This window comes from Altererythrobacter sp. MTPC7 (assembly GCF_042851395.1).
Taxonomy (GTDB): Bacteria; Pseudomonadota; Alphaproteobacteria; order Sphingomonadales; family Sphingomonadaceae; genus CAJXSN01.
Map to the genome: position 1 here is coordinate 209,620 of NZ_BTGS01000004.1, position 11,214 is coordinate 220,833.

Genomic DNA, 11,214 nt, shown 5'->3' on the forward strand with positions numbered 1-11,214 from the left:
GATGCAGCCTGCACGCAATCGGCGCAGGCGTGCTTATCACTGTGATGCGTCTGCGAAGCCTTCCGGCAGCACGGTGATGACGACCGCGTCCCCGGCGCCGAGATAGCGCGCTGCCAGAGCCTGCACCGCCTGCGGGGTAAAGGCATTGTAGCGGTCCCGCGCGGCCAGGAAGCGCGTGATCCTGTCCGGCTCGCTCTGGGCCCGGGCGACATAGCTCATCCAGCCGGAATTGCTTTTCAGGGCATTGTCGAAATTCTCCAGAATGGGCTGGCGCGCCCGCTGGAGCAGATCGTCCGAAACAGGCTCCGTTCGCAGGCGTTCGACCGTTGTCTCGATCGCGGCGCGGGCCGCGTCCAGCCGCTCTACATCGATGCCTGCCGCGACCGTGAACGTGCCGTAACCATCGTAATAGCGCGCCGGATTGCTGGTGACGCGCGGAGAATAGGCATCGCCGAGACGCTCTCGCAGCTCTTCCGTGATTTCGAGGTCGAGTACCGCGCGCAGCAGTGCCAGCCCGACAGTAGTGTCGGGATCGGAGGCATCGGTGGTGGGCCATGTGAAGGAAATGAGCCCCTGATCCGCCTCTCCGGTATGGGTCAGTACGCGGTCGCTGCGATCGGAGGTGAAGCTGCGCTCCCGCGCTCCGGGAGGCGTTGTGAAATCGGCCTCTCGCACGGGCAGGGCGCCCAGCGTCTGCGCGACCAGGCGGATGGCGGCGTCTTCGTCCACATCGCCCACCAGTGCGATTTCCAGTGCCCCGCGGGCAAGCCGGTCACCGATGGCCGCCTGCAGCCCTTCAAGTTCCAGCGCGCGATAGGTCGCCTCGTCCTTCAGGGTGAAGCGGGGATCGTTGTCCGACAGGATGCGACCTTCCTTCGCCTGCAGGGCGCTTTGCGGCGTGGCCCTCAGCCGGGCGAAGTAATCCTGCAGCGAATTGCGATACCGCACCAGGGCTTCCGTGCGGTAGCCGGGATCGGTGAGGTAAGCCGCGATCAGTTGCAGCTGGACCTCTAGGTCGCGCGGCGTCGTCGTGACCTGCCCGTTGAAGCTGTCCGGCGCGGCGCTGAAACGGAAGGCTGCATTGCGACCGGCAAGGACCGTAGCCAGTTCGTCGGCCGACAATTTGCCCAGCCCGGCGCTGGGGAGCAAGGCAGCAAGGGCGATGGCACTGGGGTCCTCGCGCGTCTCGAGCCAGTCCCCGCCATCCAGCGTATAGCGCACGCGGACCCGGTCATCTTCCAGCTTAGTCCGCTTCAGGTTCAGGCGGACGCCGTTGTCGAACACGATCCGCCGGATGCCGAGTTCTTCGCCCAGCGTGTCGGACACGACCGTGCCCGGTTCCCCGAAATCGGTATAGGGGAAAGCATCGAATGCACTGCTGGCGGGCGGGTCCACGGGCATGGCTACAGCGGTGTTCCAGACCTCGCGCAAAGCCTGTTCGCCGCCTTCCGGCACGCTCCTGCCCTGATACCTGATCAGCGGTTCGTCCAGGGCGATGACATCGCCGCGCAGGGCCCGGATGACCGCTTCGGGCGTAAGGTCCGCCACGGCCTGTTCGAACAGGGCGAGCTGCGTCTCGGGAGAGACGGGTACGAACTCGTCGCGGGCGAGGGCGACGGCGGCGTTCACATAGGCGGCGTGGTTGCGGGTCGCAGCGCCGGCGACGTCGTTTTCCAGCGCGGTCCGGCGGCGCGCGACCTGCTCCGCGATTTCCGCTTCGGTCACGCCGTGCTGCATGATCCGCGCATATTCCTGCGCCGCGGCCCTCATGCCGCGCTGCCAGTCCCCTTCGAGAGCGGCGACGGTGAGCGAGGTCTGGCGACCGGCTTCGAAGATGTCGGACGTGCGGAACGAAGCGCCGCGGAAGGGCGGTTCTTCCGACAGGGTCAGGCGGCGAAGGCGGCGGTTGACGATCGCATAACCGACGGACCGGATGACCGCCTCGCGCCGGTTTTCCGCCGTATCCGGCCGGTCGATCCACGGTCCCAGACGCGCCACCGCGATCTGCGCATCGAGCGCGGGATCGGTGTAGATCTCGCTCGCGCCCCTGTAATCCGGTTGCACCGGCCCGGCGGAAGATTGCGGTATGTCCGGTGCGGCCTGCCAGTCGGCAAAGCCTGCGCGGATCTTTTGCTCGACCGCCCTTGCGTCGAAATCACCCACCACGACCAGCGTCGTATTGGCGGGGATGTAGGTTCGCTGCCAGAACGCCTTCAGGTCGGCCGCCGTCGCGGTGTCGACATCTTCCCGGTCGACCAGCGGGTAGCGGTTCGACAGCATGGAGCCGGGGACGAAGAAATCGATCTGGTCGGCGGCGGCGATGGCGGCGTAATTCGTCCGGTCGCGGCGTTCCGCGATCAGGACACCGCGTTCGCGTTCCACCGCGCCTTCGTCGAACAGCAGTTCGCTCGCCGTTTCGCGCATCAGGAACAGCGCAATGTCGAGCAGTTCCTCGTCCGCGCGCGGCAGGTCGAGCATGTACTGGGTGAAATGAAACGCGGTCGCGGCGTTGGTGTCCGCACCGAAGGCCAGGCCGAGGCGTTCCAGCAGCTTTACCATTTCCCCTTCGGGAACATTGGTGCTGCCGTTGAAGGCCATGTGCTCGACATAATGGGCCAGCCCGCGTTCGTTATCCCGCTCGTCCAGCCGGCCCGCCTCGATCTCCATGCGGACCAGCGCCGTGCCTTCCGGCGTTGCATTGCTGCGGATGACGTAACGCATCCCATTGCCCAATTGCCCGAAGACATAGCCGTCTTCCGGCTCCAGGTCGCTGTCCGCAAAGGCCCAGCGCGGCATCGGCTTGGTCGCTTCGGACGGTGCCTGCGCCGCAAGAGGCGCGGCAAGGGGAATGGCAAGGAGGGATAGACCGGCAAACGCGCCGAGAATGGGAAATCGCATGAGCGCATTAATGCCCGTCCGTCGGTGGACCGGCAATGAATATCGCTATTTCTTGGGCTTGGCAGGCGAACCGCGCATCCGGCCGCGATGGGCTTCCATGTCGAAGACCTCGCCCGGGCCGTCATTTTCGCCGTTCAGCAGGCCGAGGCGGCGGGCGACTTCCTGGTAGGCCTCTTCCTCTCCGCCCAGATCGCGGCGGAAGCGGTCCTTGTCCAGCTTCTCGCCCGTCTTCATGTCCCACAGGCGGCAGCCGTCGGGGCTGATCTCGTCGGCCAGGATCACGCGGCTGTAATCGCCATCGAAGATGCGGCCGAATTCCAGCTTGAAATCGACGAGGCGGATGTCGATCCCGGCGAACATCCCGGCCATGAAGTCGTTGATGCGGATCGCCATGCTGGCGATATCCTGCATTTCCTCCGGGCTGGCCCAGTTGAAACAGGCGATGTGCTCTTCCGACACCAGCGGATCGCCCAGCGCATCGTCCTTGTAATAATATTCGATCAGCGTGTGGGGTAGCGGATCGCCTTCGGTCAGGCCCAGCCGCTTGCAGATCGATCCGGCTGCCACGTTACGCAGGACGACCTCGATCGGAATGATCTCGACCTGCCGCACCAATTGCTCGCGCATGTTCAGGCGGCGGATGAAGTGCGTGGGGATGCCGATATGCCCGAGGCGGGTGAAGACGTGTTCGCTGATGCGATTGTTGATCACGCCCTTGCCGTTGATCGTGCCCTTCTTCTCCGCGTTGAAGGCGGTGGCGTCATCCTTGAAATACTGGATGATCGTGCCGGGTTCCGGACCTTCGTAAAGGACCTTGGCCTTGCCTTCGTAGATCTTGCGGCGGCGGGTCATGGGCACACCCTCGAATAAGGGGGAGAAGTGGTGCCCAGGGGCGGAGTCGAACCACCGACACGGCGATTTTCAATCGCCTGCTCTACCACTGAGCTACCCGGGCCTTCGCGTCGTGCCGGTTCCCTGTCGGGAAGCCCGGCGAGCGAGTGAAGCGCGCCTATGGCGAAGGCGCGTTGTCTTTGCAAGGGGGTTTCAATCGTCCTGCCCGCGAAATTCGGCAGCGATCTCGTCCGGCAGGGCGGGACGGCCGGGTACGGCGTACCCGTCGCCGAACCACTGGGCCAGGTCTCGGTCGCGGCAACGCTGGGAACAGAAGGGCGCATGCTCTTCATCCCGCGGCTTCTTGCAGATCGGGCAGGGGCGGGTTTTCGTCATCGGGAAACCAGTTGGGATTGCCCCGCTTCCAGTGCAAGGGTGGGATTGCTCTCGACCCTGACCGCCCGCCCGGTACGGCGGCGCAAGGCATCGAGCCATGGCTCTTCCAGCTTCGCGGCAATGGCAGGATGGCAGGTCATCAGCAGGTCGCCCGCGCCTTCCAGCATTTCCGCATTTCGCAGCAGCAGGCGAGCCGCGGCAGCGCGGCGTGCATTATGGATGCGCTGGAGAATCGAGGGCCGCTCCAGCCGAGCGACGATCTGGACGAACCCGAAACCGTTCATCGCCGTACGCTCGTGCGGCCAGTCTTCCAGCCGGGCTGCCAGCGCGCCGTCGACCGCCTTGCGGTCCGCCTTGGCCTGCAGCGTGGGGAAATCGATCCCGATATTACCGCCCATGTCGAATCGGCGAAGCGCACCCGCAATCGCCGGCACGGCCGCCTGCGACAGGGCGAGCGGGGAGCCGGGGCCGTCGATATCGACCAGCGTCATCGCGGCGGTGTCGAAGAAGGCAAGTTCGCCGCCATCGAATGGGACGCTTCCGGACCATGCCTCCAGCCACAGGTCTTCCCATGTGCCTGAGGGAAAGCGCTGGACGATACGGGCATCGGGAAGGTTTTGGGCGAGGGTCGGGGCGGGGCGAATGTCTTCGTCTGTCGGAACGGCGCGGGCCATTTTCCTGCGGTCCCTCTCGGCCAGTGCAGGCCGGGTGACGCGGTACCGCGAGGTTGCGCCTTCGCTGGCGGAAGGGGGCAGGCGGTCAGCCAGTGCCTCCTGCCCGGAAGCAAAGCGTATCGTGCCCCGCCGCGATCCGGCCATGCGGTGGACCAGCACGGCATCGGCGACCTCGCCCGCCAGAAGCGTGCCGGGCCATTCCATCCGGGCGGCGATGACCTGGCCGCCGTCCAGCAGGATCGCCCGCGTTTCCGCGATGCCCTGCTCGATCAGCCAGTCAGCCAAGTTCGAATCCCGCCGCCTTCAGCAAGGCGCGCGTTTCGAACAGCGGGAGGCCCACGACGCCCGAATGGCTGCCCTGTATCCAGGAAATAAGTCCTTCGGCAGCGCCCTGAATGGCGTAGCCGCCGGCCTTGCCGTCCCATTCCCCGCTCTCGAGATAGGCGGCGATTTCGTCCGCGGATAGCCGCTTGAACTTGACCTGCGTGACGCTCAGCTTTTCGCGCAGCGCGCCGCCGGGTGCGGCAAGGGCGATGGCGGAAAGGACCGTGTGCCGCCTGCCCGACAGCAGTTCGAGGCAGCGGCGCGCGGTATCCTCGTCCTCCGCCTTGGGCAGGATGCGGCGACCGGCGGCCACCACGGTGTCGCCCGCCAGTACGAAGCCTTGGTCTGTGGCGGCAGCCAGTGCCTTTTCCCGGGCCATGCGCACGGCATAATCGCGCGGCAGCTCGCCATCATGCGGCGTCTCGTCGATGTCTGCAGGGGCGATCGCGTCCGGCGTCACGTCCAGCCGCGCGAGCAGTTCGCGCCGCCTGGGGCTGGCGGAGGCAAGGATCAGGCGGGGAGGAGAGCCCATTACGGGGCCTCGTCAATCGTTACAGGGGTGGCGGGCGGAAACCTTACGCGCCCGGTCCCGGACCCTGGCTCGCATTCTGGCCCGGACCGACGCGACCCGGCATGAAGCGGTAGGTGATACGCCCCTTGGTCAGGTCGTAGGGCGTCAGTTCGACAAGCACTTCATCGCCGACCAGCACGCGGATGCGGTTCTTGCGCATCTTGCCGGCGGTATGACCGATGATCTTGTGACCGTTTTCGAGCTCGACCCGGAACATCGCATTGGGCAGCAGTTCCACCACCTTGCCACGCATTTCGAGGAGTTCTTCTTTGGCCATGTACTTTCGTCAATCCTGATACTTGGTCGCCATCAACGGCAACGGGAAGCGCGCCCATAGCGGCAGGGCGGGCAAAAGGGAAGGCGAAAGGACCGCCTGTCCGCGAGGGAGATAGGGCGCGGACGCCCGATTTCAACGGTTTGGCGCAGGGCCCTAGTGCAGGGAACCGCGCGGGAAGGCGAGGCAGGCGAGGCCGCGCGGGGCGAAGGGCTTCCAATCCCCCTCTGCCTGGGCCAGCCGATCGGCGATGGCGTAGACGGCGCTGGGGTTGACGCCGAGGCCGCAATGGCTGGCGACGACTTCGATATTCTCGTTCTGGAAACCGTCTTCCTGCACCGACCCGCGCCAGTGCACGACACCGTCCGTCCGGGTGAGGATGGAGGTGGTGGGAACCGGCGGCGCTTCCGCCAGACGCGCGAAATTGCCTTCCTGCATCGGTTCCGGCTCCGCACCGTTCAGGTATTCGAACAGGCGGCGCGCATTGGTATGCCCGCGATCGTCGGAAATCGGGCTGCCGAGCGAGATGACCTGACGAACCATGTCGGGCGCCAGCTTCGCCAGTTCACGGGCGAACACGCCGCCAAGGCTCCAGCCGATGATCGAAACCGGGCGGCCTGTGTCTTCGTGGATTTCGGTCAGACAGGCCATCATCGCCTCGACGCGGGCATTGTCGACCCGGACATTGCGCCCGAGATTCCAGCCGCGCGCATCATAGCCCAGATCGCCGAGCAGGGAACGGAGCGGCCGCGTGGAGGCATCGCCGGCCATGAAACCCGGCAGCACCAGCACGCCGTGCCCGTCGCCCTTCGGCAGGGCCCGCATGAGCGGGCGCAGCGCATAGAAGCTGGCGAGCTCGCTCATGGCGCGGGCAGGCTCGGCGAGAGCGAGGAGGGGGGAAGGCGGATGGGCGGCTTTCGCGCTGCCGCGCGGTGCTGAGCCTGCTGTGGTGGCGTTCATGATGTGCTGCGTCCCTTCTTGCTCTGGGTGCCGGTCTTCTTTCGGGTGGTGTTTTTCCCGGCGGTGCGCTTTGTTTTGCCCGGTGCGGCTGTCTTGCGAGCCGGGCGCTTCTTCTCCCCGGCAGACTTCTCATTGGTGGCTTGGCCGGTCGCAGGGCCGGTGGAGGCGTCTTGCGCGGCGTCCCGCAATTCGTGGAAACTTTCCTCGATGCAGGCGATGTAAAAGTCCGGATCGGGCAAGAGTTCCCGGCACGCGGTGAAACAGATCGTCGCCTCGTCGACATAGGACTGCACCGTATGGGCCACGCCCATGCCGTCCGTCAGGCAGATAAGACCCATCTGGCTCTCCAGCCGCGCACCGCACGAATAGATCGGCACGGGCGGGCCCGGGACATTGGTGACGACGGTGGAGAAAGGCTGCTTGACCCGTTCTGACAGGCCAAGCTGCGTATACAGCCGCGCGCCCAGCGACATGTAGAGCGCGGGGCTGACCTTGCTCACCTCGGTCATGTTGCGTGCGCCTAGGGCATTGGTCATCGCTTTCGAATTGACCGTGTGTTCATGGACATATTCCAGCCGGCGGACCGGTTCGGCGATATGTGTGCCGAGCGGCGCGATCATCGCAGCGACCTGGTTGCCCATATCCCCTTTCTCGTCCTTCTCGCGCACGGATATCGGCGCCATTGCCGTCATCGTTCGCTTCGGCAGGTCGTCCTTCGCCGTCAGGTATTTGTGCAGCCCGCCGCCGATGATGGCGAGGAAGACATCGTTGACCTTGCAACCGGGCGACAGCGCGCGGATCGCCTTGATATCGGCGAGCGGGACGCTGACGCCCTGGACCACCCTGTGCGGGGAAATCTTGCGGTTGAAGCGGGTGCGCGGGGCAACGAGGTCGGTCGTGACCCTGAAATCTTTCGCCGCCAGCCCCTTGATCGCCTTGGCCAGCCCGGGCGCGGCGCGGGCGGCAACGTCGATCTGCTTCATCGGATTGGTCAGCGCGTTGAAATAGCTCTTGCCCAGCAATTCGGCGGCATTCGGTATCTTTTCCGGCTGCCACGTATCGGGCTCGCTCGGCGGCGGGGCAGCCGGGTCCAGCGTGTGCATGGCTTCCAGCAGGTCGACACCGCTCATTCCGTCGATCGCCGCGTGGTGCACTTTCGTGACCATGGCGTAGCTGCCCTTCGGCACGCCTTCCACGTTCTCCAGCCCTTCGACGACCGTGAACTCCCATGGCGGCCGGGTGAGGTCGAGCGGGCGGGCGAAGATGCGCGCCGCCTGGATGCACAATTGCCGCCAGTCGCCCGGTTTCGGCAGGGCGAGGTGGCGTACGTGGTATTCGAGATCGAAATCGGGATCTTCGACCCAGTACGGATAGTCGAGATCGAAGGGCACGCGCACCAGTCGCTGGCGAATGGTGCGGGACAGCTGCATGCGGCTTTCGAAGAAGGCGAGGATATCCTTGAACCGGACGAAGCCGCCCGGCGCCGTTTCCGGATTGTAGATGAGTATCGAGCCGATATGCATCGGCGAATTGCGCGTTTCCAGCGCGACGAAGCTAGCATCCATGCCTTGTAGCTGGCGCAACGATCTCTCCCCCACGGAACCGGCCCGCCCCGGTTTGTCCGGGGTCATCGCCGTTTGCCCTGCGATTTTTAACCGCAGGAAATCATGGCGTAACACGCAAAAGACTTTCGTCAAGTTGCGCTCATTTCCGCTAACGCGAACGTAAAGTGCGCGTCGGTTCGCCTGCGACAATCCGTGACAAAATACCGCCTTGCTAGCCGACCGTGCCTCGGCCAGCAGGTGCAGCGGGCGGGGCGACGATAGCGAAAGGCTGGCGAATGCCGCGTAATACCCTGATTTCCATGCTTCCCCTGCTTGCCATTGCGTCGGCTTCCATGCCCGCCATGGCACAGGACACAGGCGACACGGCGTCGGTCGATCCCGAGACCGGCGAGATCGTCGTCGTGGCGCCGCGCCTTCGCGGGCAGGTCGATACCGATGTGCCGCCGCTGCTGGAACTGGATGAGGAAGATATCGAGGCGTATGGCGTCGGCTCGATCGAGGAACTGGTCGAGGCGCTGGAACCTGCATCGGGATCGTCCCGCGGGCGCGGCGGTGGCCGCCCGGTCTTCCTGGTCAACGGTATCCGCATCGGGTCCTTCCGCGAGTTTCGCAGCTATCCCCCCGAAGCCATTCGCAAGGTCGAGGTCCTGCCCGAAGAAGTCGCCCAGCGTTTCGGCTTTCCGCCCGATCGCCGGGTCATCAATTTCATCCTCAAGCCCGATTTCCAGAGCCGCGAGATCGAGGCGGAGCTGGAGGCACCGGACCGGGGCGGTTACGTCCAGACCGAACAGGAATTCACCTGGCTGCGAATTTCACCGGACGGGCGTCTGAACTTCAATCTGGAGCATAACGACAGTGGCTTGCTGACCGAGGCGGAGCGCGACATCGTGCAGACCGCCGCCAGCATTCCGGGCGTCCCGACCGATCCCGACCCCGCCGCGGCGCGCAGTCTCGTCGCCGATTCCCGCAGTTTCGAAGCGACTGCGAACTGGGCTGCGGCGCTGGTGGAAAGCGGCACGTCGCTGACGCTGTCGACCGGATACGAGCATTCCGACAGCCTCAGCCTGTCGGGCCTCGACAGCGCATTGCTGGTGGCTCCCGACGGGACCAGCGTGCTTCGCACCTTCGATGCGGATAATCCGCTGACGCGCGAGACGAACAGCGATACCATCACCCTTGCCGGAAGCTATGCAAGGGCGCTGGGAGACTGGCAATTGACGGCTACGCTCGATTCCAGCGTTTCGGACAGCCGCACGCGGATCGACCGCGCTGCCGATACCTCGGCGCTGGAAGCTGCTGCACTAGCAGGCGCTTTCGACATAACGGGCGATCTGCCGCCGCTCGGCGAGGCCGGTTTCGATACGGCGCGGACCCGCAATTATGCCGGCGCGACAAAGGCGACCCTGCGGGGCCGCCCCGTCCTGCTGCCGGCAGGCGAACTGGGCGTGACGCTGGATGCGGGCTACGACTGGTCGCGCATCGAAAGCAGCGATACCCGCAGCCTGTCCGATGCACAGCTGACGCGCGGCACCGTGTCTGGCGGCGTGAACGTGAACGTACCGATCGCCAGCCGCCGTGAAGGCTTCCTGGAGGATGTCGGCGAACTTTCCGCAAACTTCCAGGCGCGCGCCGACCACCTGTCCGACTTCGGCACGCTGTTCGACTGGAGCGCGGGTCTCAACTGGCAACCGCTCGATCGCCTGTCCTTCTCGGCCACCTATGTGAATAGCGAGGCCGCGCCCAGCCTGTCGCAACTGGGCGATCCGCAGACGGTCACGCTGAACGTGCCCGTTTTCGACCTCGCGCGCGGCGACACGTCGCTGGTGACGGTGACGGACGGAGGCAATCCTTTGCTGCCGGCAGAAAGCCAGTCCGACTGGAAGCTGAGCGCGAACTGGGAATTGCCGACGAAAGCCGACTTGCGGCTGAATGTCGATTACATCGACAACACGTCCCGCAATGTCGCCAGCAGTTTCCCGTCGCTGACACCGGCATCGGAGGCGGCATTTCCGGGCCGCGTGACGCGCGCGGCGGACGGTACGCTGGTGGCGCTGGACACGCGCCCCGTCACCTTTGCCGAAACGCGCGCGAGGCGGCTGGTCTTCGGCCTGACCATGCGCGGCCAGATCGGGGCGGAGGAAGAGCGGGGGGGCGGTTCCGGACGCGGCGGACGCGGCGGCGGTCCGCCTGCCGCAGCCTCGCCCGCAGCCGGTGGCACCGGTGAGCGCGGCGGCGGAATGGACGACGGGCGTTTCGCCCGGTTGCAGGAAAGGTTCTGCGGCCTTCCCGAAGGACAGGCGCCCAATCTCGACGGATTGTCGGACCGCTTCCTGCAGCGCCTCCGGGCGGAGGACGGCACGGTCGATCCCGCCCGGGTGGCCGACGCGCAGGAGCGTATCTGTTCCGCCGACGGTCCGCCTGCGCGCGGTGCAGAGTTCGCCCAGTTGCGCGAGCGTTTCTGCGCCGCGCCGGAAGGGACGATTCCCGACCTCACGGGGTTGCCGGAAAAACTGCTCGAACGCCTGCGCGGCGAAGATGGGGAGATCGACCCGGAGCGCGTGGCGCAGGCCCGTGAACGCTTCTGCGGCGAGGATGGCGAGACACCGCGTGCATCCGGCGGAGGCGGCGGCAACGCTTCCGCACCTGCCATCGGACTGCCGGGCCGCGGCGACGGCCCGCGCCGCCCGCGCTATTTTCTCAATCTCAGCCATTCGGTCGAAC

9 protein-coding genes and 1 tRNA gene are annotated in these 11,214 nt (G+C 65.7%); 1 reads left to right on the forward strand and 9 read right to left on the reverse strand.

Features of this window, described 5'->3' with window-relative positions; genetic code table 11:
- Positions 1-36: 36 nt before the first annotated feature.
- The 9 genes from ACGHJ7_RS05470 to ACGHJ7_RS05510 all read right to left on the reverse strand — a co-directional run bounded on the left by ACGHJ7_RS05470 (position 37) and on the right by ACGHJ7_RS05510 (position 8,511).
- A complete protein-coding gene (locus ACGHJ7_RS05470) occupies positions 37-2,898 on the reverse strand; it encodes a M16 family metallopeptidase (protein WP_390475173.1) in 2,862 nt (953 codons plus the stop codon).
- 45 nt (positions 2,899-2,943) lie between these two features.
- A complete protein-coding gene (gene purC / locus ACGHJ7_RS05475; protein WP_390475176.1) occupies positions 2,944-3,750 on the reverse strand; it encodes a phosphoribosylaminoimidazolesuccinocarboxamide synthase in 807 nt (268 codons plus the stop codon).
- Between the two features lie 28 nt (positions 3,751-3,778).
- Positions 3,779-3,853: transfer RNA gene (locus ACGHJ7_RS05480), tRNA-Phe, on the reverse strand.
- 89 nt (positions 3,854-3,942) lie between these two features.
- Entirely contained in the window at positions 3,943-4,125 is a 183-nt protein-coding gene (locus ACGHJ7_RS05485) for a DNA gyrase inhibitor YacG (protein WP_390475178.1), read from the reverse strand.
- A complete protein-coding gene (locus ACGHJ7_RS05490; protein WP_390475180.1) occupies positions 4,122-5,084 on the reverse strand; it encodes a ribonuclease in 963 nt (320 codons plus the stop codon). The genes ACGHJ7_RS05485 and ACGHJ7_RS05490 overlap by 4 nt, the downstream gene beginning before the upstream one ends.
- Positions 5,077-5,655, reverse strand: a complete 579-nt coding sequence (locus tag ACGHJ7_RS05495) for a Maf family protein (protein WP_390475182.1) — start codon at positions 5,653-5,655, stop codon at positions 5,077-5,079. The genes ACGHJ7_RS05490 and ACGHJ7_RS05495 overlap by 8 nt, the downstream gene beginning before the upstream one ends.
- Positions 5,656-5,698: 43 nt before the next feature.
- Entirely contained in the window at positions 5,699-5,971 is a 273-nt protein-coding gene (gene infA, locus ACGHJ7_RS05500) for a translation initiation factor IF-1 (RefSeq protein WP_390475184.1), read from the reverse strand.
- A gap of 153 nt (positions 5,972-6,124) precedes the next feature.
- Positions 6,125-6,928, reverse strand: coding sequence for an esterase/lipase family protein (locus ACGHJ7_RS05505; RefSeq protein WP_390475186.1), 804 nt, complete (start codon positions 6,926-6,928; stop codon positions 6,125-6,127).
- Positions 6,925-8,511, reverse strand: coding sequence for a wax ester/triacylglycerol synthase family O-acyltransferase (locus tag ACGHJ7_RS05510; RefSeq protein ID WP_390475188.1), 1,587 nt, complete (start codon positions 8,509-8,511; stop codon positions 6,925-6,927). Before ACGHJ7_RS05510 ends, ACGHJ7_RS05505 begins: the two co-directional genes overlap by 4 nt.
- 257 nt (positions 8,512-8,768) lie before the next feature.
- On the opposite strand from ACGHJ7_RS05510, the gene ACGHJ7_RS05515 reads away from it, so the two are divergent.
- The coding region (locus tag ACGHJ7_RS05515; protein ID WP_390475190.1) for a TonB-dependent receptor domain-containing protein at positions 8,769-11,214 on the forward strand (2,446 nt) is incomplete at its 3' end.

What these genes read in the sequence shown, in the direction of transcription:
- ACGHJ7_RS05470 (WP_390475173.1), bottom strand. Translation starts at nt 2,898, where the DNA reads ATGCGATTTCCCATTCTCGGCGCGTTTGCCGGTCTATCCCTCCTTGCC.
- purC (WP_390475176.1), bottom strand. Translation starts at nt 3,750, where the DNA reads ATGACCCGCCGCCGCAAGATCTACGAAGGCAAGGCCAAGGTCCTTTAC.
- ACGHJ7_RS05485 (WP_390475178.1), bottom strand. Translation starts at nt 4,125, where the DNA reads ATGACGAAAACCCGCCCCTGCCCGATCTGCAAGAAGCCGCGGGATGAA.
- ACGHJ7_RS05495 (WP_390475182.1), bottom strand. Translation starts at nt 5,655, where the DNA reads ATGGGCTCTCCTCCCCGCCTGATCCTTGCCTCCGCCAGCCCCAGGCGG.
- infA (WP_390475184.1), bottom strand. Translation starts at nt 5,971, where the DNA reads ATGGCCAAAGAAGAACTCCTCGAAATGCGTGGCAAGGTGGTGGAACTG.
- ACGHJ7_RS05505 (WP_390475186.1), bottom strand. Translation starts at nt 6,928, where the DNA reads ATGAACGCCACCACAGCAGGCTCAGCACCGCGCGGCAGCGCGAAAGCC.